This is a genomic window from Spirillospora sp. NPDC047279 (genome assembly GCF_040643285.1).
In the GTDB taxonomy this organism is placed as follows: Bacteria; Actinomycetota; Actinomycetes; order Streptosporangiales; family Streptosporangiaceae; genus Spirillospora.
Map to the genome: position 1 here is coordinate 245,001 of NZ_JBEYUA010000004.1, position 24,196 is coordinate 269,196.

The window sequence follows — 24,196 nt, forward strand, 5'->3', positions numbered from 1 at the left end:
GTGGGGCCGGGCCATGTGCCCGGCCTTGGCCATGGCTAATCAGCCACATGGAAAGGGCTCGCACATGGATGACGACGACATTGAGTACCGCATCAAGATGAACCGCTCCGGTGAGTACGAGGTCATTCGCACTGACCACGAGACGAACGAGGTCCAGTCCGTTTACACGCACGACCTCTGGGATTCCTGATCAGCGCAGAGGACGCGCTTCGACGCGAACTCAAGAAAGAGGCGATCAAGAAGGTCCCGAAGACGGACCCGAAGGCTTTGGACAAGATCCAGAAGCGAACGAAAGGCGGTTAGGTGACCAAGCGTTACGAGTTGAGGACCAAGTACGTCAGCACATTCGGTGGCGTACACGCCTGGGAGAAGACGCTCGACAGCAGCCAGTTTGCTTCCGTCTCGGAGTTCCTGGCCGAGGCGCGGTCCTGGTATGAGATCAACGACCACAACCACTACGCCGAGATCTTTCAGGTGAAGGAGAAGAAGGTTCAGAACTGGACGGAGTTGGAGGGGTACTGATGGCGCTTCAGGAATGGCTCGTCTACGAGGCCGTCTGCGATGGCTGTAGCGACGTGCACGACGCTCCCGACAACTTCGATGAGAACGAGGCACTCACCCGAGCGGAAGCCGCTGGCTGGGTTCGCACGGAGGACGAGATCCACTGCCCGGAGTGTGTGGGAAAGCAGGTGGTCGCCTAATGAGCACCTTCACGGACGCAGAAATCGTCGAGGTTGCGCGGGAGTTCGTGAAGATCTGGGCCGATCTGGCCCAGGACCTGCCCCACAATTACGGCTGCACGCTGAACTGCGATGAGGCGGAGACGCTGGCTCATCTGTTTGTCGTGTTCGGCAAAGACGACGTGGCCGACTCAATCGTGGAGTGCCATGCCGAGTTCGACGAGCTCGGAGACGCGCATTATGAGAGCGAGGACGAGTGATCGACATGGCCGCCCTGGTCGGACTGAGCGACCGCGTGCAGTCCTGGCTGGAAGACCGCGAGGACATCAGCGAACGCGACGGCGCGCTCACCAACCCCACCCACTACACCGAATGGGAATCGTCCGACGACGAAGCATCGGACATCGTCCACTACCTCGCCGGTGTGCTCGGCGTGAAGGCGCACAGCAACTAACTCGGACGGATTCATTGAAGGCCGGGCCTACGGGTCCGGCCTTCTTTGTGTCCTGCCCGAATCCACTCTCCGAAAGGACACTGGAATGGCTACCAAGAAGGCTACCCCCGTAATCGATGAGACCGCGTTCGACAACCCCTTCGGGGACCTGGCCGAGGCCCTGGACCCGTACTGCGAAGGCGCCAAGGTCGGCGTGATGGTCACGCTGATGTCGGCCTTCAGCGCCTACATCGGCCCGGAGGTCCGGGTTGAGACCGGGCGGGGCACATCCCCGCTGGCATGCTGGTTCGTTCTGGTCGGCGTTTCCGGCAAGGGCCGCAAGGGCGCCACGGCAAGGGCCTCGATGCCCGTGATCAAGAATGGCTTCAAAGCCTGGGGTGCGGCCCACGTGATCCACGGCTTTCAGGCCACCGGCCTCGGCTTCATGACCACGCTGACCGAGCACCGCAGCTCCAGCCTCTTCGTGATCGAGGAGGAGATGGACACCTTCGTGGCCAATGCCAAGAGGGACGTCAAAGTGGGCGTCTACCTGCGTAAGGCTTGGGACGGGGAGGCGATCACTCACAAGACGGCCAAGGCTGACATGGAAGTGTCGAACCCGCATATCGGGTTCATCGGGCACGTGCAGCCGAAGAACTGGGGCGCGATCTCAGGGTCCAAGGACGCTACCGGAGGTACCTACAACAGGTTCCTCGCGGTCTACGTGGAAAAGAGCAAGCGGGTCCCAGTTTTCGGAGGCCCGGACACAACCGAGGTTGTTCGCGCCGCCGCCGAGCAGCTCCAGAGACTTGGCTTCTGGGCCCGTGAGACACAGCCGGTGGTCAAGGTGCCGGCTGAGGTTGCAGCCAGGTTCGAGGAGCACCACCGCCCCGTGTGTGAAGGGCTCACCGAGGACAACGAGGCCCTGTCGGAGATGGCCGAGCGGGCTCTTGCCTACATGATCCGGATCAGCGCTCTGTACGCCCTGGCGGACAGGCGGACGGAGATCACGGTCGAGGACCTGGACAGCGCACTGGCCCTCATCAAGTACAGCGTGGACAGCGTTCGGTACGTCCTCCCGGAGACGGGCGGAGAGTCCCTCTCGCAGAAGATCCTCCACGCCCTGGAGGACAACATCGACATGGAGTCGATGGAGCGCGTCCCAATGAGCATGACCGAGGTCTGGGACGTGGTCGGACGCAACGTCAAGCTCGTCGAGATCAACCGCGCCCTCGGTCAGCTTCCCCAGGTCGAGCGGTTCAAGGGCGAGTCCTCCGGTGGACGTCCGCCGATCATGCTGCGCCTGGTTGAGGAGACCGAGGAGACCGAAGAGGCCGAGGAACTGGAGACCGTGGCTTGACCAAGCTGAAGTGCCAGGGGTCGGGCTGCAAGGAGCGAATGGAGTGGCGGGGCTCGGGGCGGAAGCCCCGATACTGCCCCGGCTGCAAGAAGGGGGCCAAGCGCAAGCAGGACCGGCAAAAGGACCTGCGAGTTGACCGGCACTCCAAGGGACGTGCGGTCTCCAGGTTCGGGGATCTCTGGCTCACGAATGGCCAGGCAATCCGCCGAGAGGCTCGGTACGTCTGGGGAGCCACAGGAGACGACGACGAGACCGTGAACGGTCGATCGGGTGTCTTCCACAAGTGCGGGCCAGACGGCCTTCCGGACATGGGTCTCACGATCTCCGACGCTGACGGCTACGGCGACGTTCGCTGGCGAATCCTGGAGAACGCCAGGCTCGCCAGAGAGTCGGACGAGGCGATGGCCTGGCTCAAGGCCAATCACAACTGGTGGAAGTTCGAGACGTTCGCGCACGACGTGTTTGCACGCGACATCACGGACTCGGTTCTGGTCCACGGCGGTCAGTACGTGGACGACCCGGATGAGGCCTCGCACACGGATCGGTGCTCGTTCTGTTGTGAGCGCAAGTCGCTGATCCTGTCGGCCGAGTTCTGCTCCGAGGAATGCATGGAGGACTTCGTTCTTGCCTTCGGCCCTGACGGAAAGGGGGGTTCACGGAATGTGGGAGACGACACGAGAGGGATGGCTGAGGGCAGCCATCGACAGGATGACGCCCTGGTTCGAGGAGTTGCAGCATGAAGTGCCCGAGGTGTACGTCAGCGTTTCCTTCCCCAGCACCGGGGCTAAGGGTCGGGCGATCGGCCAGTGCCACTACACGTCGAAGGACGGCCGCCCCCACCTGCTCATACACCCGTACCTGGACAACCCGATCGAGGTCCTGGCCACGCTGCTTCACGAGGTGGTCCACGCTGCACTGCCCGTAGGAACGCAGCATGGGCCGGCGTTCAAAAAGCTGGCCACCGGCCTCGGGCTCACCGGACAGATGACTGCCACAGTCCCCACCCAAGAACTGGTCGGGTCACTCGCCGCCATGGTGCTGCGGGGGCTTGGCCCCTACCCGCACGCAGCCCTTCAAGGAGGTGTCGGAAGAAAGAAGCAGACCACGCGCATGATCAAGCTCGTCTGTCCGGTCCAGCATGGAGAGGACGAGACCAAGACCTACACGCTGCGAATGACCCGTTCCTGGATTGAGGACATGGGTGCACCGACGTGCCCGTGTGGCGAAGTGATGGGGGTGGTCGCTTGAGCGAGGAGACCAAGTGGCCTGAATGGAGGGCGCAGGCCCGTATTCACGCGGACGTTCTCAAAGAGCATGTCGAGACGGCCGCGGACTACGGCGAGGAAACGTCGTACCGCATGGAGGGCATGACCGACTGCCCGGAAATGCTCGATCTGGACAGCATCGGAAACGCGCTCAAAAACATCTTGGCTCACGCTGAACGGGCCAAGATCCAGCTCACCATTCTCCGCACGCTCATCCCCGCCGACACCCCCTGAGAGGAACCACCTTGCAGAAGACCATCATCACCCTCGTGGACGACATCGACGGCACCGAGGCGGCCGAGACCGTCTCCTTCGGACTCGACGGCTCCCTCTACAAGATCGACCTGAGCGACGTTCACGCCAAGGAGCTGCGTGAGGCGCTTGCGCCGTTCATCAACCACTCGCGCCGACAGGGTCGGATGGCGCTGACGAACCGCACCCGTTCGCAGGACACGGGCGGAGTGTCCAGGGCGCAGGCGATCCGTGCCTGGGCAAGGACGCAGCCGGGGATGCAGAACCTGAGCGAGCGAGGCCGCCTCCCGATCTGGGTTGAGCAGCGGTACGACGCCGCGCACGCCGCCTAGTCCCCAACCAAACCCCTGATGTGCCCCGGCCTACGGGCCGGGGGCTTCTTGCTGAGAGAGGAAGCGCATGAAGGTTGAGATCTTCCACAACGTGGCCAAGGACGACAGCGGACGGCTGCTGGGCTTCTTCGGCTACCAGCCGGACCACAACGTGGTGAAGGTCTTCGAGTACAACACCGCTCCGCTGCCCGGTTACACCCTGAGCGACGTCGCCGAGGACGCCTTCAGGGTCGGCAACGGCGTGGACAACAAGAGCGACGACTACTTCCGCCGCGAGCTGCGCACCCTGTCGGTGGGAGACCTGGTCCGCATCGAGGGCCAGTGGTTCCGCTGCGACGCCGTTGGCTGGTCGGGCCTGGTGGACGACCCGAACGACATCACCAAGGCGCACGAGGGCGAGCACGGCACCCAGCCCTGGAAGGACGAGGAGTGAGCGAGCGCACGGACCAGATTGACGAGCTGCTGGGCGAGCTGCCCGGCTACGTGTCCCAGGTCGAGATCCATGCGCAGGACGAGGACTGGGGCGACGCGATGGCGGAGCTACACCTTCTCGTCAGCGACGCCGTGAAACTGATCGCGCTGTGCCTGGAGGAGTCGGGCGGGCCGCGCACCACCGCGGACTACGGCGAGTGGCTCCGCGACCCAACGGCGTTCCTGTACCGCGACGCGAGAGGGGAGTGAGTGAAGCTCCGCTTCGAACTGACTGTCGAGCTGGACGAGAGCTACTTCATGGCCCGCCACGCCTGTGATCCAGAGGAGGTCCGGACCAAGGCCGCGTGCGAGTTCGCGGCCGACCTGACGGAGACGGACTTCTGGGACCAGTTCGTGAAGTCGGCCAAGTGGCATCGGATGGCGGCTAAGGAGATCCCCTTCGTGATCGAGTACGCCTCCGAGAAGGGGCGCTCGATCAGGGTCCAGATGGAGCTGGACGACCTGGGGGCCTTCAGCTAACCCACACCTTCTTTCTTCCTCAGCCGGACGACAGTCCGGCTTTTTTTGATGCCCACAGAGAAGGAGCCATGGACCTCAACGAGCTGGTGACCAGCCTGGAGAACGAAACCGCACCCATCTTCCGGCAGATGGAGATCGCCGAGGAGGAGATCAAGTCAGCGATGGAGCGGCACGGTGAGTGCCCTCCTGAGTGGGACGAGGGCGGAAGGCTTACCAAGGAGCCCGGTCCGATCTGGAAGTCGTTCAAACTGCTCATGACAGCGCACTTCCCGCGGCCGATGCCCGAGCTGCTCTACCGGGGATACGTCTCAGAGCTGCTCGACAGGCGGGTCAAGGGCGAGGACACGCGGCCAGCGACGGCGGCTGAGATGGTCTTCGCGCTCTCGGAGGTAAGCCTGGCCGTCCCGCTCAACAGCGCCGGCGCGGGCCTCTACCTGAAGCTCATGTACCAGTGCTGTCCCGACTTGATCAGGGACGTGCTGGACGAGATCGGCAGGGACGTTCAGGACTACGAGCGCATCCACGGCCAGGAGATGGCCGAGATCGAGGAGCGCCTCAGGAAGAAGATGCTCCAGAAGTGGCGCACTCTCTAACCCCAGACAGATCACGGGCCCCGGCGAATGCCGGGGCCCTTTGTTGTCGAGAGGAGACGCATGGACCCCAAGATCCTGACCGTCCTGGACTACACCGCTGACCACGAGAACGACGAGACGCTCACGCTCGCCGAGCTGCCGAACATGGATCTCCTGCTGATCTACACCTTCCCCGACGAGGACCCCGAAGTGCAGCTCTGGGCCGCGAGGGACAAGCACAACGCCTGGGACGCCTACTTGCGTCGCTCCGAGGCGATGAAGGAGCACTCCTGATGGCTCACGGTGGTAACGCGATCTGGGGTGGCTCCCGAGTGGAGCTGATCGAGATGCACAATGCCTTCCGGCCCGGCATGCAGGGCGTGAACCGGGGCCGGCGGATGGACGGCGAAGTCGTGATCGAGCTGGACGACGGCCGAGAGGTCCGCTTTCCGCTGACGAAGCTCGTTCGGATCGACAAGCGAGAGATCACAGCCGACGACCTCTCCTCCTGGTACCCGTACAACCCTGAATCGGATAAGGGCCGGCGTGTCAGGAGGGTCCTCCGGGACCGGGCCAAGGGGTATCTCTACGAGGTGCGTGGGAGCACGGGCCGATGGTTCGTCCTCCGGGCCTACGAGGACGGCACGGCTCTGGAGAGCCAGATCTTCCGCACCAGGTTCTTCCCGAGCCAGGCCGACGCCGAGACGGTGTTCAACCACTTCGTCTATGGCCACTGACCTAAAACGACGAAAGGCCCCCGGCCGAATCCGGCCGGGGGCGGGTGTATCTGGACGAAACAGTCGGTGGTGCTGGCTACTCTCTCGCTGATCGCGAAGGAGAGCGCATGAACAAGGGTGTCGTGGGGGTCGTCCTGGGAACCGTCCTGGGATTGAGCGCCTGTGGGGGAACCACCGAGCCGGGCATCAGCCCGGACAACACCGCTAAGCCGAGAGCCGCAGTCCAGGAGACGCAAGCCGAGAGCCCCATCAAGTTGGTGGCCAGGAAGGTGCGGCCAGGGGTGATCAAGGTCGTTCTCACCAACGGGTCGGACAAGAAGCTCGACGTGAACCCCCTCTACTTCAAGGCATTGGATGGTGCGAGCGAGGAGCATCAGTCCACGATCACTGGCAATCCGGGAGAGCTGAAGACGAGCATGATCGCCGCTGGAGTCAAGGTCAGCGGTCAGGTCTACTTCGAGACCAAGAAGGCGCTCGTCAAGGTCAGCTTCACCAACGCCATGGGCGAAGAGATCGTCAGCATCACCACCTTGAAGTAGCCCTGGAACGACGAAAGACCCCCTCCCGAAGGGAGGGGGCTTCTTTCTTCACCAGATGGGGATCGTCGCGTCGCCACGGTCGGCAAGCGCAGAGGCGAAGTCTGCGTAGGTCATACGGAAGTTCCCGGAGACACCCCAGTTGGGGCCCCAGGAGTTCCGGAACATCAGTGTCTTGGAATCGACGTCGCAGCCGATCAGGACAACCTCGTGTCCGCCCACGTTCGTGCCGGTGTAGCTCACCAGGCCGTCTTCGGCCGGCGAGTACATGTCCCGGCGCCAGATCAGCCCGAACAGCATGGGAGTGGTCTGGAGGGCCAGGAGAACCTGGTCGAGCGAGAACGCGTGCCTATATCCGGAGACCCAGCCGCGGCTTCGCGCGTACTTCATCACGCCCAGGCCGGAACAGCCGGTGTCCACGGGCGGGTACGTCCCAGGGATGTCGTCCAGGCGAGTTCCGCCGGAGTAGATGTCGATCGCCAAGCGCTCGTCGACGGACAGCATCAGGGGAGCGCGTCCCGCGCTCGGGGAGGCCAAAAGGTGTGCCATCGACATGCCCGTGCAGCTCCCTAGCGAGCCCTGGTTCAGAGCCGGGATCACCGGCTCCCAGAGGATGCTTGCGATGATCGAGGAGTCCTTCTTGCAGCAGTGCGGACACCCGCAGGTACACGGCACCGGGGCAGGCGCTGTGAACGGGTAGGCCTTGCTCCGGTCGTCGTGGTAGACGTACCGGCCGAGCCCGAGGGCAGGGTTCGGAATGCCTTCCGGCTGTAGGGGGTCGTAGAAGATCGCCACAGGGGGTCCTCTCAAAAAGAAAGAGCCCCGCCCCCGAAGGGGCGAGGCGTTTACACGGCTTCGTTACTTGGAGGCCCGGAGGAAGGCGAACACGGCCGCAACCGCGACGGTGCCACCCGTGTTGAGCAGCGACGGGAGGTTGTGGTTCCCGCTCTGGATCTCGGACCAAACGGCAGGGCCGGCCGTGATCAGCGCGGCCAGGACTGCGCCCTCGACGAGGGCCAGGACGACGCGCTTGAGGCGGTCGGCGTTGGCCTTGGAGAGCTTGCCGTCTTCGGCTAGGTCGGGAACGACCTCGTCTCGGAACCAGCCTGCCTCGTCGGACAGGTCGACCCTGCGGGGCTTGCGGTGCCTACCGGCCATGACGCACCTCCTTTCAGGTGATGGGGGCTTCCCAGGACAGGCGCCAGGTGGAGGGGCCGACCACGCCGTCCTCGGACAGGCCCTTCTCGCGCTGGAACCGCTTGCACACGGACTTGGAGTCAGCGCCGTAGAGACCGTCAACGACGATCTTCCAGCCGCGCTTCTTCATCTGCTCCTGCCACTTCCGGCAGGTCTCGGACTTCTTCAGCGGCGGGTAGCGCAGGTAAACCCCGGGGAACGCCGGGGCCTTGGACGGCTTCGGCGCAGGCTTGGGCTTGCTCGGCTTGGAGGCCGGCGGCTTGGACGCCGCAGCGCCGTACGCCGGACGGCCGTAGCCCGCGATCTCGGTGGCACCGCGGATGCGCCGCTTGCAGGCGTTCCCGGTGTTGGCCTCGATGGTCTGGACTCGACCCCCGCCGAGGACCTTCTCAATGACACCGACGTGGTCGATGGCGCCCACCGAGTTGGTGTTGCCCCAGTCGAAAAAGACGATGTCGCCAGGCTTGGCCTTGTTGAGGTTCTCAACCGTGCCGGTGTGCCACTTCCCAATCTTCTGGAAGTCCTGGGCGTGCCACACGGTGTAGGCCCGGTCGCCATTCGGCAGAACGGCCTTCTCGTTGCCGCTCTTACGGGCCCAGTAGGTAACCCCCATATCGCACCAAGCCGCGTTCAGGAACGCGTTTCCGTGGCGCTTGGCGTAGTCCTTGGTGATGGTGTTGGGGCGGCCCGACATGCCCAGGGACTTGCGAGCCTCGGCCAGCATTGCGGCGGCGGTACCCATTACTTCTCCTCCCCGTCGAAAACGCCATCGGCGTTCGGTTCGCCATACAGCTTCCGCAGCACGGCGTCCTCGTCTTCCTGAGTGGCCTCGGCCTTCGGCTCGGGAAGGTCAGGCATCTCTTCGGGCATGAGTTCTCCTACTTTCCGGTGATCTTCAGGTAGCCGGTGACGATGCTTGCCACGGCGGCGAGGAGCGCGGTGAGTGCGGTGGCCGGCATGCGGTTCTTCCACCTTTCGACCTCGCGAATTCGGTCCTCGTGGTCCTTCACTTGACTAGTGGTCTCGCTCGTCTGCTCGCTCATGGAGCGGATGTCGGAGCGAATCTCGGTGAGTCGCTCGTTGGTCCGGTCGATGGATTCGCGGAGCAGGTCGTAGATGCGTTCGGTGGGGATGAACACCCCGCCCTCGGATTCACGCTCGGCCATGTAAGTTCCTAGGAATTAGAAGGGCCCCGGTGGAGGCCGGGGCCCAACAGTGAAAGAAGAAAGAAGTACTTAGACGCCCGGGAAGATCTGCTCGAACTCGACAGGGACAACAACCTCTCCGTCCCATAGGCCTTCGAGAACCGATGGGACTTCGTTGGTGCCGTCCCAGATGGACCAGTCGGAGTCGGCTGGGATCGCCCAGGTGTTGGTCTGGGTGATGCGGATGTTGCCGCCGGCGTCCATGCCCTTGTAGGTCAGGGAGAGGGAGCTGCCGTTCCAGTCAACGTCGAAGATCCCGAACTGCTGGAAGTACTCGGGTGCCTCGGAGTCGTACGTGGGGTACGTACCTGCCGAGTAGGTGCCGTTGCCCAGGTAGCTCGTCTGGTCCAGGGGAGAGGCGACGAACACCGGGAAGCCGCCGGCCACGTGTGAACCGTCGTCGGCGGCCAGGACGTGAAGGTCGCCGTGGATGTAGGCCACGTTCGCGTCCGAGCTGGTGATGTGGGCCGCGATCTCCGCGCGCTCGGTCGAGTAGGCAGACCAGGTGTCGTCTCCGACGTAGGTAGTCCCGTTCGCCCAGGCGTCTTCGTGAAGCCAGATCTTCAGCAGGTAGTCCGGGTTGGCGAGCTGGTCCATGAGCCACTGCTTCTGAACCGAGCCGAGCTTGGTCTTGGTGGCGTCATCCGGATCAGCGATCGGGTCCATGTAGGACCGGCCGTCAGTGACGATGAACAAGACCTCGTCGGAGACGGCGAAGGAGTGGTAGATGCCCTTCCCGTCGCCTACGGCGAGCGGGTAGTGCGGAACCCTGGACCGGTAGACGGCCTGGGCCGCCGGTCCGCCTGCTCCGCTCCCGTCCGCGTTCGGGTGGCTGAAGTCGTGGTCCGACCAGATGTACGGGACGTTGATCTTCCGGTAGAACTCGTTCTGCCTCGGCGAGGTCATCACATGATCCATAGCCGCGTGCCACCGGGACTGGTCGTTGATGCCCAGGTCCTCGTAGTGCAGGTCGCCTAGGTGGGCGAAGAACAGCGGGGACTTACCAGCCGGGGAGACGTAGTTCCGGATGGCATCGAAGGCCGCGGAGTTGGACCAGGTCCTCGCGCAGCTCGCCGCAGCGAAGGAAAAGGAGACCGGGCCGGCGCCGGGCAGGGTCTGGAACTCGCCGTTCATGGGCGAGTCCACGGTTCCGTCGACCTCGAAGCCGTAGAAGTACCGCGAGTCCTCAGTCAGCCCGGAAACGTTGAGGCGAACCACGCCGTCTGCGTCCGGCGTCGCCGAGCTGGAGTAGACCGGGCTCTCGGACAGATCCGAAGCGGTCGACGCCTTAACACGGACAGTGCCGGCCCCAACCACGCGGGCAGTGACCGTGGCAGCCGTCTTGGAGACGTTCCCTACCCATCCAGAAAGAAGAAAGCCCGTCCCGAACGGGGCCGGGCCCTGGTCGGACAGGTACGCCTGAATCCAGTAGGACTGCGCGGCCGTCGAGCCGTTGACCGTGCCGATCAGGACCTCGTTGTCCACCCCGGTCCGGAAGTTCCGGCCGGTGACCGGGGCAACCGACTCGGTGGGCGTTGGGGACAGCGGGTCGTTGCGCAGGTCGAGCTGGACCGAGCCGTTGGTGGCGTCCAGGACGAAGCTCACGTCGACCCGAACCCACTGGCCGAGCGCGATTGGAGTCGTTGTGGAGGCGACCGTGGTCCCCGCTGAGTCGTAGGCCCGCACGTGGCCGGTGGAAACGACTCGGATCTCCATGCACCGCTGAATCGAGGTGTTGGAGAGGAACAGGACCGACGTCGAAGCCGCCGGGTTGGAGTCGAACCAGAGCCACATCGTGGCGGCCCTGGAGGGGGCGGAGGTGCGGAACGACCGCTGCCAGCGCAGGTAGGCGTTCTGGCCCGCCGTGGTGGTCACGTGAACTGAGGCGCCTCCGAGGAATGCCTTGGAGGTGTCGGCCGTGATGGCGCAGCCGGTGCCGAGGGTGACCAGCTCGATGGGCGTGCCCGCCCGGCGGCCGGAATTGCTGGAGGTGACTGCGGCACCGTTGGCGATCCCGTCGCCGAGCTGAGCAAGCCTCATGGTTCCTTCTTTCTTAGGCCGAGCGGAAGATGAGCGTTCCCGGGGCGGTGTCCGCCGGGACGGGGTCACCCGCCCCGAGCACCAGGACGGGAACGAAGTTCGGGGCGAACAGTCGTCCGTTGCCGTCGAAGCCGGCCACTGGAGTGGTGGCGGCGTTCCGGACTTCGATCGGGTTGGCTGTCTGGCCGCTGCGCGTGTTCACAGCGATGCCGACGCGGTCTGGTCCGCTGGGGGTGACACGAAGGTCGCCATTGGGGTCCATGTAGGTGACCCGCACCCAGTTGGGAGAGGCGTCGGTGCCGTCGTTGCGGACGATGGCGAAGGAGTCGACAGCGCTGGACCGGTCGCCGGCTGGGACCCGGATTTGCAGCGCCCGGGTGGCCGTGTCGCCGTCTGGGATTCGGATGATCGAACCACCGGAAGTGAGGACCACCTGCGAGGGCTGAAGGCCCCCGCCGCCGCCCTCCCCGCCAGGAGCAACGTCCGTGTAAACGGGTTCGACCATCAGGTAGCGGAAGAAGATCTTCGCGTTGTAGGTCGCGTTGCTGCTGCTGTGCATGGTCCGGACGAAGTAGGTCGCACCCGGAGTCAGACCGGTGACGAGCCTGCGAACCGACGAGGAGACGAAACTCCCCTCCTGGACGGCTGCGGAGTCGTTCTGGGCCGCGCTGCGGACCACTGCCCCGGAGGCGTTGGTGTTGCGGATCTCGAACCCGACGTAGGCCGAAGCCGGGCCATCGGCTTCGAGTTGTGCGTTGACGTTGATCAGGACCCGGCCAGAGGGCGGAGCCTCGAACGTGGTCGAAACCTGAGGGCTACCCGCCGTGAACGAGGTCGACTTGGTCGTCTGGTCGCTGTCGCTCCAGGCAACCTTGACCTCCGCTCGCTCGGAGGCGAGCGGGTACCACGGAGCCCAGTAAGGGGTCCCGTTGGAGTCCAGCCGGCCGAGCAATACCGTGCCGTTGCCGTCCTCGGTGGGGTCGAAAATGAGGGCGCCTGGCTTCGCCGGCGGAATCGCGGACTCCATGTAGGGCCGGACACGGTTGCCGATGAACCAACGAGCATCGGTGGCCTCGCCCCAGTACTCAGCCGTGACGGCCGAGGCCGGCGGCTGCTTCCAGATGCCGATCGGGCAGCGGTCGCTACCGATCTCCCAAACGCCTGACCCCGCCAGCAGAACGGGCAGGATCTCCTTGGTCTCACGATCGAGCTGGAGCACCACGGCGTCGAGACGGTCAGTTGTCCCGGCGTTGGCCACGGTGCTGATGACCTTGGGCGCGGTCAGCCGGTAGTGGAATCCGGAGAGCTGGGCGTCGCCGATGTTGATCTGGATGGTGTTGGGGTCGGGGCCCGGCTGAATCTTCAGGTCCAGCGTGCCAGGGTGGCCGTACACACCGTCGTCCTGGAAACCGGTCGTCATTGCCGCCCAGTCGTCCTCAGTCACATACTCGCCGGGACCTTCAGCGAACGGATAAGCCCGCTCGGTCACCGTGGGATCAGCCATGGGGGAACTCCTAGTAGCGGTTTTTAGTGGCCTCGACCTGTCGCCGGAGGCGCCGGATCATCCGGTACACGTAAGGCGTGGACGAGGATTCGTCGCCGCCGACCTTGGGCTGAATTAGCCACATCTCGTCAGCGGAGCAAGCAATGCGGACCTCTTGGATTGGCTGTCGAAGCAGCCCATCGGCGTCGAGCATCGACTCGGGTAGTGCGCTGGTGTTGAGCAGCGCCCGCACGGTGTCGCCGATGTTGTAGTGCAGCCCGTAGCGGCACTTGTCGGTGTCGAGGGCGTCCAGGGTGACCAGGCCGCGCTGGGTGTTCTCAACCAGGTAGGCCAGGGCCTGACGGTCAAACAGGCGCCGTTCCGCCGAACCAGGCGGAGGAGGTAGGGCGGCGCCGGGGGACGCGGGGTTGGACTGGTAGGCCCACTTGGTCTCTCGTACGTCGACGTAGCCCTCAGCGGTGACGCCCCATTCGACCTCGATGGCCTTGCGGCCCCACCACGGATCGCTCCACAGGGCCGGGTTGCTGGTGGTGTCGATGTCCTGCCAGCCAGGGGGATTCCACAGGTCGCTGCGCCGCAGCTCGTAGAACCGGCGTCCGCCGTCTGTCGCAGGGGTTGCGCCGGCCAAGAAAACCCGGGTGTTGGTCGGGGCCTCGGAGGTGAACTCGTAGCCCGCCAGGTTCCCCGCGGCCTCGTCGAACACGATGGTCTGACTGAGGTCGATGGACGGGCGGATGGTCGGCTTGATCAGGCCGGTGGTGGCGTCGTAGCGGAACCGGACAGTAAGCCCGGTGAGCCGGGCCAGATCCCAGACAGCATCCTCGACGGCAGACATCTGCACGGGGTAGGACTGCCACAGGTCATCGGCAGCTAGGGCAGAGATCGATGCTGGGCAGTCTCGGGTCATGTCCAGGTAGCGGATGCGACGAGAAGTGTCGCCGCCGGAGACCAGCTCGGGGCAGATCAGGTTCTCTGCCAGCAGGCCCCAGATGAACTCGCCGGAGTTGACCGGGGCGCGATAAGCGCCTCCGGAGTAGACGACCGGCTGCCACTGACGAACGGTCTCGTCCTCGCGGGCGTAGATGCTGCGCGGCTGGATACGCCCGAGGCGCTCGCGCACGATGACGTTGTCGCAGACGCCGGAGACGGTCATGAGGCCGTCGCCGCCGGTCTCCTGAGTGGTGGAGACCTTGATGGAACGGATCGGGCCTGAAAAGGCCACAGAGTCGGGATTGGAGTCCAGAAAGACGGTGATCCCCCGGCCCGGCCTGATCAGCTCCGCATCCGCGGACTTGGCGGGCAGGGTCAGCGTCCAGGCCCCGACGTCCAGGTGCCGTTCGATGCTCTCAAAGGACAAGAAGCCGTCGATCCGGCCGATCAATGGCATGGGAGCCTTGGCGCTCAGGCTCGGGGCTAGGGGCCTCTCTCGGACATGCAGAGTGAACGAGGTGGCCATTTACATTCCCAGGTACTTGGGGCGGAAGGTGATCGAGACCGATGCAGGCTCGGTAGACAGGTCGACGATTGAGACCTCGTTCGGGCCGGGGTCCAGAGCCCAGAACCGTGGATTAACGGCGAGGCTCGACCAGACGGCCGAAGCGCCGGCCGACGTCGTCAGTTCCACCCGGCCCGGCTCGGTCACGAGGGTCGCTGACTGGCCAGCCGCCAGCGTGAGAGACCTGACGCTCAGAATCTCTTCGTCGCTGTAGGCGGTGGCACCGCGGACCAGGTTGAACGGGCCCGCTGTCGGGCCCACGAACGTCCAGGTCGGGTAGACCGGCTCATCACCGGCGTTGTTGACCGTGATGGCTGGGGTGAACGTCGGGGAGGGACTGAGCTTAAAGCCGCCGGAGAGCCCGTCCTTGGAGACGAACGACTCCCCTTCAGGAGGAAAGAAGTCGCGAGTCAGGCCGTAGCTGGCGAACGGAACCCTGATGTCGCTCTGGGCCCGGAAGTACGGGTCGATCGTCTGAAGGACCAGACCGAACTTCATCCAGTTGAGCCCGTTCTCGGTGCCCTCGTCGCCTTCCAGGCCGCCGCCGTAGTAGACCTCGATCTCGCGATGCGCTTCCAGCGCGCCGGACGCAGAGACCTCGGCGACGACAAGCTTCGCCATGCGCTGCCACATGCGGGTCGGGGGCAGGGCCCGCATAAGCCGGCGCTTGGTGGCCACGGCTTCGGGCCGCGACTCACCCCAGATGGTCAGTGGAAGAAAGATCTCCCGGTCGGCCCCCCGCGCAGAGCGGGGGACCGAACCAGCGAGACGAGGGAACCTGTCGACCTGGACGTCGAAGACCGGCATGTCCAGGCCCTTGGCTCCCTTGTTCAGCCAGATGTTCCCGGTGGAACCAATGGCCGAAAGGGCGAACTGAGATCCATCCACCCCTTCGAGGGTGACCATTGGCGCATAATCCACAGGAACTCCTAAGCTGCATAGAGGGTGTCGGCGTAATCCATCCACTTCACAAACTGCTTCTCGACCGGCTCATTTGGTGCGGCGTACGTCGTGAAGTTGTAGACCTTCGTAGCGAGGGAATCGGAATTGCCCGAGACGGTTGGGCCTTCAGTGTTCGCCGCCTTGTACTTCGTGCTAAGCCCGGAACCGAGCTTCGAGAGCTGATCGACGGAGTCGAACATCGAGAACGCCTTGAAGGACGCGGAGCCTCCCGCAGGCGGGGGGTCACCCCTAAAGGTCGGCTTGGACGCGTCTTCAGGTGCGTCGGGGGCAGGCGCGAAGAATGGCACCTTGTCGAGAAGGCCCTTCAGTTGCGACGCCCGGCTGATGGCTCCGCTGATGGCGCCCGAGATTCGGCCGACGATACCGGAGATCACAGACCAGGCTCCATTGACGATGCCCTGGATTCGCCCCATCACCCCGGCAATGGCGGAAGCCAGGCCGTTGAAGGGGCCAATTGCCGCAGCCTTGGAATTGTTGGCTCCTGAACGGTTCGCCCCGGTGATCCGAGCCCATATTCCGGAGATCCATCCGGCGAATCGGCCCATGATGCCCTGGACGCTGGAGACCAGGGAGTTCCATTGGCCAACCACGCCGGCCTTCATGCCGGAAGCAGTGCTAACCACGCTCTGCCTCAGGGAACTCCACTTGGCCCTCACCCAGTTCACCAATCCATCCCAGGCGGCCTTGATGTTCGTAGCAGCCGAGTTCGTGATTGCGACGAGGCGGTTCCAGTTCTCGATCAGTACCCGAATGCCCAGAACGATTGTCATCAAGAATCCGGCGATGGCTTGGAACGAGAAGTCAGCGAACTGGGCCAGCGCTGCGAGAGTCTTCGGGTCCTTGAGAGTTTCGAATAGCATGGACAGAGCCTCTGTCAGACTCGAAATGATCTCTGGGGACACCGTTGCGAAGGCATTGCCCAGCTCCGCGAACTGGTCAAGGAGCTTCCGGAGCGCCTCACCCAAAGCGGCTAGCGTCTTGCCGTGGTCGGCTCCGCCGAATGCGAGGGTCTCGAAAAATCCACCAATTCCGGTACCGAGTTCCTCGAACAAGGTCTTGAGGCCGACGATCGCCTTCTGCATCCCCGGGTTCTTGAGAGCATTAGCCACGCCGGCCAACGCCTGGCTACTGAAACCCATAAGCGCATCCGCAAGTTCGTCCACGTACTTGGACGCACCCAAAAATGCCTGCCGTAGCGGCCCCGTCATGGAGGTAATCCACTTGTCGACAAGTGGAACCTGCTTGGCGATGGCCTTGGACATCGGCTGAACAGCGAAAGCTAGCGTGTCCTTAGCGGTCTTCTTGATCTCGTCCAAGGACTTGCGGAATGCCTTCGCCTGCTTATCACTGCTCTTGAAGAGATAGACGGCTCCTGCCGCTACGAGCCCTACAACCGGTACGACTGCGAGGAGGGCCGCAACAACGCCGACAGCAGCAATGATGAGGCCAATGAGGGCGCCAACCAGAATGCCAATGGCCGCCACGAGAAGGGGTAGGACTACAATTGTGAGGTACCCCATTGCTCCGGACATGCCTCGGGCGCCCTGCGTGCCCTGCTGAAACGCCTGGCCCATTGCATTGCCAGCTTGACGTCCCATCGACATCATGTTTCGGCTGAGCCCCTGGAGCAGGGTGACCATGGCTTCCATCTGTTCGAAGGCCGTGCCAAACCTGTCCCGGTCCATGTCAATAAAGACGCGAAGTCGGCGGTCTCTCAGAAAAAGCCTGAGGGCAGCACGGGCCCTGTCAAGCTTCAGATCGACATCAATGGAGAGGGCACGATTCCGGGCCAGGTTGTTCAGCTTGGCCTGGACGTAGTTCGTGTCCACGTCGACATGCAGGTTTACGGCTCGGTCGCGGACCAGTGTGGCGAGCTGCCGGCGGACCTCCGCTACGTTCTCCAGCTCGACCTTGAGCTTGACAACGAGGTCCTTGGCCAACGCGTCCAGCTTGGCCTTGACCTTCTTCTCGCCCTTGAGTTCGAGGCCAACCTCGATTTCGGACTCAGCCTCGGCCTTTTCGAGGAAAGCCTTCAGCTTCTTCCTGAAGCCGCCGGTGTCTGGAACGACCTTTACTGCAAGCCGCTCGACTTCGTGGCCGCCAGCACCAGCCATGAGTCCACCTCCTTCCGTCCAACTACTGTCAAACTGCTGTTTGAGGTCAAAAAGAGAGCTAGGACGGGAGGGGGATCAGAGATCCAGGTCCGAGCTTTGGTGCCGGGGGAGCGCCCTCGCCGCGAAGCTTCCTCAGCAGCAAATCCGGCTCAGTGGGCCCCTTGGTCTTGGGGCGGGGATATGGGTCCGGCGTGGGAACCTTCTTGGGGTTCTTCGCATTCGACGAAAGAGTCACGTGGTGCAGATGCAGGACCGCGTCGATCAGGTCTGCGGTGAGGTAGGCCTGGCGATCCCAGCCGTAGAACTCAGCTCCGCCCCGGCGGGCCACTGCCGTGGCCGACTCGATGGGCAGGTACTCCACAAGCGCGAGGGCATGGCGGGGAGGCAGTGAGCCGTCGAAGACGGCGTGCACGTCCACTCCGTAGTAGCGAAGGAGGTCAGCGTAGATCTCGCCGCCATGCTTCTCCATCAGCTCGTGGAGTCTGATGCTTCCGGGCCCTCAGCCGCCTCCATCCACACCTTGAAGATCTCCATGCGGGCCTCGGCCGGCAGGTTGTCGACTGAGTCACGCATGGCCTTCTTGCGGTCTGCGGCGACGATCAGCATCTGGTCCATCGCGTCCAGGCGGAGCTGGAAGGAGGTGTCGTCGTTCTGGATGACGTCGACCAGGGCGAGGGCGTTCTTCAGCTCGGCCTTGTTCAGATGCAGCAGCGGACGGAGGAACAGCTCCTTGCCGTCCTTGGCGATGAAGGGCTGCCCCTTCTCCCGCTCAGCCTGTTCGGCCTTGGTCTTCAGGTCAGCGAAACTCAGGGTCATGTCGGTGTCTCCTCGAAGTGCAGATGTGCAGATGAGAAAGACCCCCGGCCCCTGTCATCTGCGAACAGGGGCCGGAGGCCGGGCGGGGGTTGGATCAGGCGACGTACTTCAGGCGCTCGGAGATGGTGCCGGTGTGCGCGGAGCCGTTGTGGCTCAGCGTGGTCGCGGTCACCGGAATCTCCGCCAGCGCAGTCGGGTCGTACTCAATGGCGCCAGCGCCGATAATCGACGCCAGGCCGTAGTGCTCGACCACCTGGTACTCGCCGTCCACAGCCACGATCAGGAGAGCCTTCTCCTGAGGCACCGCGTTGGCCGGGATCTGAAAAGCCTTCACGGTGTCGGTCTCGGTGGCCGGCGTGACGCCGTCCGGGCCGACCACGACGCCGCCGCCGTAGTAGAGGGCGTAGGCATCGACGGTGAAGTCCAGCAGGTTGAGGGTCAGTGACCGGGTCTTGATCGGGCGGGTCGTCTTCAGAGCCGGGTTCTGCCAGCTCCCCAGGACCTCGGGGTCGTCCCCCTCTACGTCACGGGAGATGCCGTTCTCCAGGCTCGTGTTGCCGATCGACACCCATCCGGTACCAGGGACCTTCGGGTTGGCAATCGGGAGAGTCGGCATTGCGGTACCGGCGTTCGCCACGAACACATAGCCAGTACTCGGCAGTACGGGGGCGTCTGCCATCAGGGGCCTCCAAAATGAGAAAGCCCCGCCGAAGGCAGGGCTAAGAAGAAAGAAGGAAGGATCAGGTTCGGGCTCGCGCCCAGAGGTCGTAGGTGGCGTCGAAGTTGTGCGAGTCCGGGTGCTTGCCGGACAGGCCATCTCGATCAGGCTGGGGGCCCTTGATCGTCTCGAAGAAGGAGACAACGCCCTCGTCTGAGAAGTAGGCATCCATGCTGGCCTGGTAGAAGGCCGCCTGGACCTTCCGGGCCAGGTCGGACGCCTGCTTGCGCTGCGCGGCAATGACAGTCACCGAGAGGATCGCGTGGTCGACCACGGCATTCACGGTTGTCCCGCCGACGCGTACGACCCACACGAAAGGCATGGCCTTGGACCAGTCGGCCTGGGGCGTGACGACATATGACGCTTCGCCGGGCATGTAGTGGTTCAGGAGATCGAGGGCTAGGGCCTCCATGTCGGGGAGCTTCGGAACGAGTGTCATCCGTAGATCGCCCCCTTAATGAAATGGAGTCCCTTGATCCGTTCGTTGGTCCAGTTGTGGGTGAATCCGAAGTTCACGGGGACCGCATAGCGAGCGCCGACAAAGACCCAGTAGTCCTTCGAGTTGGCGCGCTCGACGCCCACCGAGGAAAGCAGGTAGCCCGTCTTGGAATGCGGAGCGATGGCGACCTTGATCTTTGCCTCGGTCTTGAGAGCCGCGGCCTTCACACGGGCTTGCACTCCCGGCAGCTCGGCGATGACCTCGTCGAGGTTCTTTCTTACGTACGCCATCACGCAGCCCCCATCAGCTCGGCCGTGAGGGTGACGTAACGCTGACTGGCCCGCAGGCCGACGTACTCACGGGGGTCTTCCTGCACAGTCCATGCCTGGCCGCGGAACTCCAGCCGACCCCACTTGTCGGTGGGGACCTGGCCGTTAACCGGCTTGAAAATAAGTCGGACGCGGTTGACGTCCGCCCAGCCCTGCGCAGTGATCCGGGCGTCGATCGCCCACCCTGCGCCGGAGAAGCCCACGGGCAAGATGAAGGACTTGAACACCACGGACGGGAGCGGATCGCCGTTGGCGTCCAGGTGTGTCGGGGTCTTCCCGCCGTACCCGTCGTCGGCGTACCGGATGGGATACGCCTTTACCTCCTCGTTGGCCTTGTCGAGAATCGCCATCAGGGCACCTCGTACACCGTGGTCAGGGCGAGCGTCCACTTCGATGGGTCGGCATCGACCTTGAACCGCGCACGCCACCGGTAGGTGTTGGAGGCTGCTGGGGCCATGAGAGAGGCACGCCAAGCGGGGAAGCTCCCGTCGCTGCGATCTAGCGATTCAGCGATAGCGAGGTCCTGCCAGTCGAAGGCGTCCAAGCTGTACTGCACCTGAACCAAACCCTCGGACTGCGTCCGGCCTGAGATCGTCAGATCCGCCGGCCCCTCTACATAGAGAGGTGCAGTGAAGGTGGGCAGGGGAACGGCGGACACCCGGACAGGTGAGACGAGCCGGATGGACCCATACCTCGGGGAGATCCACCGAAGGTAGTTGGTGAGGAGGTCCAGGGAGCTGTTCGACAGGATGACCGCGGCCCCGCCGTAGGCATAGCCGCTCGACAGGTCTGCGATCTTCTCGTTGGAGACGCCGGGCTCGGAGTTGAGAAGCCGGCGAACCTCAATGAGAGCCACGGCCTTGATGACCCCGGGGGCGGGGTCGGGGAAGGTCTTGCGGCAGTACGCCTCGATGGCGTCGCTGACATTGGTGATGAAGCTGTTGACCTTGTCCAGCTCCGCACCCGTGTAAACGGTGCCGGTCTGGACGCTGACTTCAGCAGCGGTGATGAGCACGGGATCTCCCCAGGTGAAGGGGAGGGGCCCCGCAGGGCCCCGTCCCAATGCGTCGGATCAGGCAGGGGCGGCGAAGGTGCCGGCGACCACGAGCTGCTCGGGCCGGATGACCTTCGCGTCGTAGATCAGGCGGCTCTTCACGGCCGAGGTGAAGCTGTTCTCCGGGTTGTAGGCGGCCATCTCGGCGTGTGGCAGGACCAGGGAAACCGCGTTGGTCGCGCCCATGACCATCTGGAGCGACTTCGCGCCCGCGTGGGTCGGAGCGACCAGCTTCTTGGTCCGGGTCGCCACGGTGTTGGCCAGCGTGTTGCTGACGCGGACCGGGACGCCGAGGATCTCGCCGATGACGCCGGACGGCATGACGGCCTGGCCACCCCAGTGGCTCGCGTCGCGGAAGTTCGGGTCCTTCAGCAGCGCAGCGCGGATGCTCGGGGCGATGATCAGGTAGCGGTCGTCGGGAGCGGAGTTGTTGTCCAGCTCCGTGAGCATGTCCACGATCGTGTCGTAGATCGGGCTGTCGCCAGTGCCGGGGATGGTCTTCTGAACCACGGAGCCGTGCAGGGCCGGGAGCGCGTTCCAGTCGGCGAGGACGGTCGGGACGACCTTGGACGCCGAGGCGTTCAGGTCCTTGCCGCCGAGCGCGGCGGTGATGGTCTGCGCCACCAGGGCGTCGATCGCCTGGGCGGTGACGCGGGCCCGCTGACGGACCAGGTTCGACATGAGGTCGATACCGGCCTGGGTCTGGAGCTGGTGGAGGGAGTCCACCTCGAAGCGGAAGCTCGAACCCTTCTGGACGACGAGCTTGATGTACTCCAGCTCGGCCCGGTCCATCTCCCCGGCCGCGAACGAGTCATACGCCTGCTTGAGGCCGTAGTCGTCCACGGTGTCCATGAAGTGGGGGATGTGCAGGACGTCGCCGTGCCGGCGGAACTCGCCCTCGTAGTTGCGGTTGGTGACCAGGTTGGAGCCCAGGATCAGACTGGCCTCCAGGTCCTGGAGCAACTGGGCGGTCCACAGCTCCGGAATGAACAGGTTGTCAGTGGTCTGGAGCGGGTGGCCCGCAGCCGAGTCCTTGTAGGTGCCGCCAGCGAAGCTTTCGGCCATGGTTGGTCTCCTTTAGAGCGCATCAAAAAAGGCCCCACGGATTTCCGTGAGGCCCTGCAATGGGGAATTGGGGTTAGAGCTGTCCCCGCATTAGCGCGTCGAGGCGACCCTCTTCCTTCGCCTTCATGATCTCCGGAGGAGACATGCGCTGAAGGTCTGCTCGGGTGAGCTGGCCGGCGTTGGCGTTCGACTGCGCGCCGATCTTCAGATCAGAGGCGGACTTCTCGAACTTGCGCTTGGTGCCGGAAAGGGAAGCCAGAAGCTCAATGTTCGGTTCACCGTCGTCGGTGAAAACCTTGCTGGGGTCCAGGAGGCTGAGAACCTCGTCGGGCACGCCGGCCGTCGCGGCGGCGGCCTCAAGCCTGGCCTGCCGAAGCTGGGACTCGAACTCCGCCTGGGCGGCGCTCTTGCCTCGCTCCTCGGCTTCGAGAATGGCCTTTTCCGTCTCGGAAAGGTTGGCCCTCTCGATCTCCTGGAGGCGGTTCCAGTGCTCCTTCTTCGTCGCCTCTTCCTTCTTCGCGAGCGACTTGTACTTGTCGCGGTCGTTCTCCAGCTCGGCAATCAGGGCCTGAAGGTCCTCGACCTTCGGGGCCTCGGTGGCCGGCTCAGCCTCTCCTGCCTGAGTAGTCGGCTCGGTCGGCTGCTCACTCATAAGGGCTCCATCTCGGAATTGAAAAGACGCACAGGCATCTCGCCTTGTGCGTCCAGGAAAGTGAGGGTTGGCTAGATCGCCTAGCGGTTCGCCTTCTCCTTCTGGCGCTCAGTGGAAGCGTCCTTGGAGGGTGAAGACTGGCTGGAGCCGTTGGGCTCCTCTTCCTTGGGGCCGTACTTCTCTCGCCACTCGGCCTCCTGCTTCAGTTCCTCTTCCTGCATCTCGCGGAATCGGTTGATCTGCTGAGGTGAGTAGCCAGCGGACTCCCAGAGCTGCTTGACGGGAGTGCCAAGAAGCTGCTTCTCCTTGCCGAGAGCATCGACAAGGCTGGACCTCTGACGGTGTTCCGGGTCGCTCCAGATCACCTCGGAGTCGAACGCCTCTGCGCGAGGGTCGTCGAGAACCTGGAAGGCCAGGCGCATGGCCTGCTCCCAGCTCTCGCCGAAGTGGAGCATTCGTTCCCTGGCCTTGGCCACGAGACCCGCTTCCGCAGCGGTGATGCTTTCGCCACTCGGAGCCTGCCCACCATTAAGCAAAAAGTAATGGAAGGGCACACGGCTTTGAGAAGCCATGTGCTGGACAAGCATCTCGATGAGCTTGACGTAGTTGCCCAAGTCCGCAGCGTCGAACTGACCGAACTTCACGTTTTCGCCGTCGAAGGCAAGGATTCGGTCGATATATGCCTTCAGCATCGCCGTGCGTTCCTCGTCGGAATCGTCAAAGGGCTCAAGGCCGGTAATGACGCGCTGAGGGAACGCAGCGAATTCGGAGGCGACAATGGCGTCCGCTGACACCTTGTTGATGGCGTCCTGCACAGGCAGGACCGCCGCCAGCTCGGAGAAGGGCGCCGCCTTGAGCCGCTTCCGATTCGTGAGCGGGACAATCGGAACCACACCAAGGGGATTTTCCGAGCTTTCGGGGGCCTTCCAATCGAGCTTGTCCCTAGTGGCGGTGTAGACCGCATCGGGGAGCCACAAAGTGGCATGCGTCTGGCCCCAGTCGTCTACGAACTCGCGATAGCCAGCGTCCAGAACGCGGCGGCTTCCCGGAGCGAGCTGGACGCAGACCTCCGAGGCGGACTCAGGGGTGATGACCGGCTGGTCGTCGTCGTCTCCCCAGACCAGCAGGAAGGACGAGCCCTGGATCATTGCGTCGATCATCGCCGCGTTGCTATCGGCGTCCAAGTAGTTCTTCTGCCAGATCTGGAGAGCATCCTTGTCGGCGTCCTCCTCTGGGCCCATTCGGAAGCCCTTGATGGACAGCCGTTCGGAGATGCTGTCCACGATCAGAGGTGCGAAGTTGTCCCGGTAGTTGTGGAACATCGCGCCGAAGACTTCGCGGAACTTCTCCTGTGCGTAGGAAAGGACGGTGTTCTCAGAGTCGTAGTACTCGACGTACTTCCTGCCCTGGGCTGCCTGCGTGTGCAGCTTCCCGGACATGTAGTCGATCCACTGGAGTGGAGATTCGGGCTTTTCGATGATCCCTCC

37 protein-coding genes are annotated in these 24,196 nt (G+C 63.8%); 17 read left to right on the plus strand and 20 right to left on the minus strand.

The genetic code is table 11. The annotated features are described in order from the left end of the window. The first annotated feature begins 64 nt into the window (after positions 1-64). The 17 genes from ABZ810_RS11555 (at position 65) to ABZ810_RS11635 (ending at position 7,121) form a co-directional block, all read left to right on the plus strand. Positions 65-190, plus strand: a complete 126-nt coding sequence (locus ABZ810_RS11555) for a hypothetical protein (RefSeq protein ID WP_358402165.1) — start codon at positions 65-67, stop codon at positions 188-190. Between the two features lie 113 nt (positions 191-303). Next, a complete protein-coding gene (locus tag ABZ810_RS11560) occupies positions 304-522 on the plus strand; it encodes a hypothetical protein (protein WP_358402167.1) in 219 nt (72 codons plus the stop codon). Next, positions 522-701, plus strand: a complete 180-nt coding sequence (locus ABZ810_RS11565; protein ID WP_358402169.1) for a hypothetical protein — start codon at positions 522-524, stop codon at positions 699-701. Before ABZ810_RS11560 ends, ABZ810_RS11565 begins: the two co-directional genes overlap by 1 nt. Beyond that, complete coding sequence (locus tag ABZ810_RS11570; RefSeq protein ID WP_358402171.1) at positions 701-940, plus strand: hypothetical protein; 240 nt, start codon at positions 701-703, stop codon at positions 938-940. The genes ABZ810_RS11565 and ABZ810_RS11570 overlap by 1 nt, the downstream gene beginning before the upstream one ends. Then, positions 937-1,134 (plus strand): hypothetical protein, encoded by a 198-nt coding sequence (locus tag ABZ810_RS11575; protein WP_358402173.1) that lies wholly within the window; start codon positions 937-939, stop codon positions 1,132-1,134. Before ABZ810_RS11570 ends, ABZ810_RS11575 begins: the two co-directional genes overlap by 4 nt. 85 nt (positions 1,135-1,219) lie before the next feature. Then, positions 1,220-2,473 carry a DUF3987 domain-containing protein gene (locus ABZ810_RS11580; RefSeq protein WP_358402175.1) on the plus strand — a complete coding sequence of 418 codons (1,254 nt, stop codon included), beginning with the start codon at positions 1,220-1,222 and terminating at the stop codon, positions 2,471-2,473. Next, complete coding sequence (locus ABZ810_RS11585) at positions 2,470-3,213, plus strand: hypothetical protein (protein WP_358402177.1); 744 nt, start codon at positions 2,470-2,472, stop codon at positions 3,211-3,213. Before ABZ810_RS11580 ends, ABZ810_RS11585 begins: the two co-directional genes overlap by 4 nt. Beyond that, positions 3,182-3,721 carry a transcription elongation protein SprT gene (locus tag ABZ810_RS11590; RefSeq protein WP_358402179.1) on the plus strand — a complete coding sequence of 180 codons (540 nt, stop codon included), beginning with the start codon at positions 3,182-3,184 and terminating at the stop codon, positions 3,719-3,721. Before ABZ810_RS11585 ends, ABZ810_RS11590 begins: the two co-directional genes overlap by 32 nt. Next, on the plus strand, positions 3,718-3,972 hold the full coding sequence (locus ABZ810_RS11595) for a hypothetical protein (RefSeq protein WP_358402181.1): 255 nt from the start codon (positions 3,718-3,720) through the stop codon (positions 3,970-3,972). Before ABZ810_RS11590 ends, ABZ810_RS11595 begins: the two co-directional genes overlap by 4 nt. 11 nt (positions 3,973-3,983) lie before the next feature. After that, on the plus strand, positions 3,984-4,322 hold the full coding sequence (locus tag ABZ810_RS11600) for an Lsr2 family protein (RefSeq protein ID WP_358402183.1): 339 nt from the start codon (positions 3,984-3,986) through the stop codon (positions 4,320-4,322). A gap of 67 nt (positions 4,323-4,389) precedes the next feature. Then, positions 4,390-4,755, plus strand: coding sequence for a hypothetical protein (locus ABZ810_RS11605; RefSeq protein WP_358402185.1), 366 nt, complete (start codon positions 4,390-4,392; stop codon positions 4,753-4,755). Then, a complete protein-coding gene (locus tag ABZ810_RS11610) occupies positions 4,752-5,003 on the plus strand; it encodes a hypothetical protein (protein WP_358402187.1) in 252 nt (83 codons plus the stop codon). The genes ABZ810_RS11605 and ABZ810_RS11610 overlap by 4 nt, the downstream gene beginning before the upstream one ends. After that, on the plus strand, positions 5,004-5,273 hold the full coding sequence (locus tag ABZ810_RS11615; protein ID WP_358402189.1) for a hypothetical protein: 270 nt from the start codon (positions 5,004-5,006) through the stop codon (positions 5,271-5,273). A gap of 68 nt (positions 5,274-5,341) precedes the next feature. Continuing rightward, on the plus strand, positions 5,342-5,866 hold the full coding sequence (locus ABZ810_RS11620) for a hypothetical protein (RefSeq protein WP_358402191.1): 525 nt from the start codon (positions 5,342-5,344) through the stop codon (positions 5,864-5,866). A gap of 60 nt (positions 5,867-5,926) precedes the next feature. Further along, positions 5,927-6,139, plus strand: coding sequence for a hypothetical protein (locus tag ABZ810_RS11625; RefSeq protein WP_358402193.1), 213 nt, complete (start codon positions 5,927-5,929; stop codon positions 6,137-6,139). Between the two features lie 38 nt (positions 6,140-6,177). Further along, positions 6,178-6,582, plus strand: coding sequence for a hypothetical protein (locus tag ABZ810_RS11630; RefSeq protein ID WP_358402195.1), 405 nt, complete (start codon positions 6,178-6,180; stop codon positions 6,580-6,582). A 107-nt stretch (positions 6,583-6,689) separates the two neighbouring features. Continuing rightward, positions 6,690-7,121, plus strand: coding sequence for a DUF4352 domain-containing protein (locus ABZ810_RS11635; protein WP_358402197.1), 432 nt, complete (start codon positions 6,690-6,692; stop codon positions 7,119-7,121). Between the two features lie 48 nt (positions 7,122-7,169). Here ABZ810_RS11635 and ABZ810_RS11640 read toward each other — a convergent pair whose 3' ends face one another. The 20 genes from ABZ810_RS11640 to ABZ810_RS11735 all read right to left on the minus strand — a co-directional run bounded on the left by ABZ810_RS11640 (position 7,170) and on the right by ABZ810_RS11735 (position 24,148). Then, positions 7,170-7,913 carry a C1 family peptidase gene (locus tag ABZ810_RS11640; protein ID WP_358402199.1) on the minus strand — a complete coding sequence of 248 codons (744 nt, stop codon included), beginning with the start codon at positions 7,911-7,913 and terminating at the stop codon, positions 7,170-7,172. A gap of 63 nt (positions 7,914-7,976) precedes the next feature. Further along, positions 7,977-8,276, minus strand: coding sequence for a hypothetical protein (locus ABZ810_RS11645; RefSeq protein WP_358402201.1), 300 nt, complete (start codon positions 8,274-8,276; stop codon positions 7,977-7,979). A 13-nt stretch (positions 8,277-8,289) separates the two neighbouring features. After that, a complete protein-coding gene (locus ABZ810_RS11650; protein WP_358402203.1) occupies positions 8,290-9,057 on the minus strand; it encodes a peptidoglycan-binding protein in 768 nt (255 codons plus the stop codon). Further along, complete coding sequence (locus tag ABZ810_RS11655) at positions 9,057-9,185, minus strand: hypothetical protein (RefSeq protein WP_358402205.1); 129 nt, start codon at positions 9,183-9,185, stop codon at positions 9,057-9,059. Before ABZ810_RS11655 ends, ABZ810_RS11650 begins: the two co-directional genes overlap by 1 nt. A gap of 8 nt (positions 9,186-9,193) precedes the next feature. After that, positions 9,194-9,481, minus strand: a complete 288-nt coding sequence (locus ABZ810_RS11660; RefSeq protein ID WP_358402206.1) for a hypothetical protein — start codon at positions 9,479-9,481, stop codon at positions 9,194-9,196. A gap of 69 nt (positions 9,482-9,550) precedes the next feature. Next, a complete protein-coding gene (locus tag ABZ810_RS11665) occupies positions 9,551-11,560 on the minus strand; it encodes an alkaline phosphatase D family protein (protein ID WP_358402208.1) in 2,010 nt (669 codons plus the stop codon). A 13-nt stretch (positions 11,561-11,573) separates the two neighbouring features. Beyond that, complete coding sequence (locus ABZ810_RS11670; protein WP_358402210.1) at positions 11,574-13,064, minus strand: hypothetical protein; 1,491 nt, start codon at positions 13,062-13,064, stop codon at positions 11,574-11,576. Positions 13,065-13,074: 10 nt separating this feature from the next. Then, positions 13,075-14,451: a hypothetical protein gene (locus ABZ810_RS11675; protein ID WP_358402212.1), complete on the minus strand. Its 1,377-nt coding sequence runs from the start codon at positions 14,449-14,451 to the stop codon at positions 13,075-13,077. A gap of 69 nt (positions 14,452-14,520) precedes the next feature. Continuing rightward, entirely contained in the window at positions 14,521-15,465 is a 945-nt protein-coding gene (locus ABZ810_RS11680) for a hypothetical protein (RefSeq protein WP_358402214.1), read from the minus strand. A 23-nt stretch (positions 15,466-15,488) separates the two neighbouring features. After that, on the minus strand, positions 15,489-17,636 hold the full coding sequence (locus ABZ810_RS11685) for a hypothetical protein (protein ID WP_358402216.1): 2,148 nt from the start codon (positions 17,634-17,636) through the stop codon (positions 15,489-15,491). A 58-nt stretch (positions 17,637-17,694) separates the two neighbouring features. Beyond that, positions 17,695-18,105, minus strand: a complete 411-nt coding sequence (locus tag ABZ810_RS11690; RefSeq protein ID WP_358402218.1) for a hypothetical protein — start codon at positions 18,103-18,105, stop codon at positions 17,695-17,697. Continuing rightward, positions 18,105-18,452: a hypothetical protein gene (locus tag ABZ810_RS11695; RefSeq protein ID WP_358402220.1), complete on the minus strand. Its 348-nt coding sequence runs from the start codon at positions 18,450-18,452 to the stop codon at positions 18,105-18,107. The genes ABZ810_RS11690 and ABZ810_RS11695 overlap by 1 nt, the downstream gene beginning before the upstream one ends. Before the next feature lie 94 nt (positions 18,453-18,546). Further along, on the minus strand, positions 18,547-19,131 hold the full coding sequence (locus tag ABZ810_RS11700) for a hypothetical protein (RefSeq protein WP_358402222.1): 585 nt from the start codon (positions 19,129-19,131) through the stop codon (positions 18,547-18,549). Between the two features lie 61 nt (positions 19,132-19,192). After that, positions 19,193-19,609 carry a hypothetical protein gene (locus ABZ810_RS11705; RefSeq protein ID WP_358402224.1) on the minus strand — a complete coding sequence of 139 codons (417 nt, stop codon included), beginning with the start codon at positions 19,607-19,609 and terminating at the stop codon, positions 19,193-19,195. Further along, the gene (locus ABZ810_RS11710; RefSeq protein ID WP_358402849.1) at positions 19,606-19,899 is read right to left on the minus strand and encodes a DUF5403 family protein; all 294 of its coding nucleotides are present in this window, start codon (positions 19,897-19,899) and stop codon (positions 19,606-19,608) included. Before ABZ810_RS11710 ends, ABZ810_RS11705 begins: the two co-directional genes overlap by 4 nt. Beyond that, a complete protein-coding gene (locus ABZ810_RS11715) occupies positions 19,899-20,288 on the minus strand; it encodes a hypothetical protein (protein ID WP_358402226.1) in 390 nt (129 codons plus the stop codon). Before ABZ810_RS11715 ends, ABZ810_RS11710 begins: the two co-directional genes overlap by 1 nt. Continuing rightward, positions 20,288-20,953: a hypothetical protein gene (locus ABZ810_RS11720; RefSeq protein WP_358402228.1), complete on the minus strand. Its 666-nt coding sequence runs from the start codon at positions 20,951-20,953 to the stop codon at positions 20,288-20,290. Before ABZ810_RS11720 ends, ABZ810_RS11715 begins: the two co-directional genes overlap by 1 nt. A gap of 57 nt (positions 20,954-21,010) precedes the next feature. Continuing rightward, positions 21,011-22,057, minus strand: a complete 1,047-nt coding sequence (locus ABZ810_RS11725; protein ID WP_358402230.1) for a hypothetical protein — start codon at positions 22,055-22,057, stop codon at positions 21,011-21,013. A gap of 73 nt (positions 22,058-22,130) precedes the next feature. After that, positions 22,131-22,709, minus strand: coding sequence for a hypothetical protein (locus ABZ810_RS11730; RefSeq protein ID WP_358402232.1), 579 nt, complete (start codon positions 22,707-22,709; stop codon positions 22,131-22,133). Between the two features lie 80 nt (positions 22,710-22,789). Next, complete coding sequence (locus ABZ810_RS11735) at positions 22,790-24,148, minus strand: phage portal protein (RefSeq protein WP_358402234.1); 1,359 nt, start codon at positions 24,146-24,148, stop codon at positions 22,790-22,792. Between the last annotated feature and the right edge of the window lie 48 nt (positions 24,149-24,196).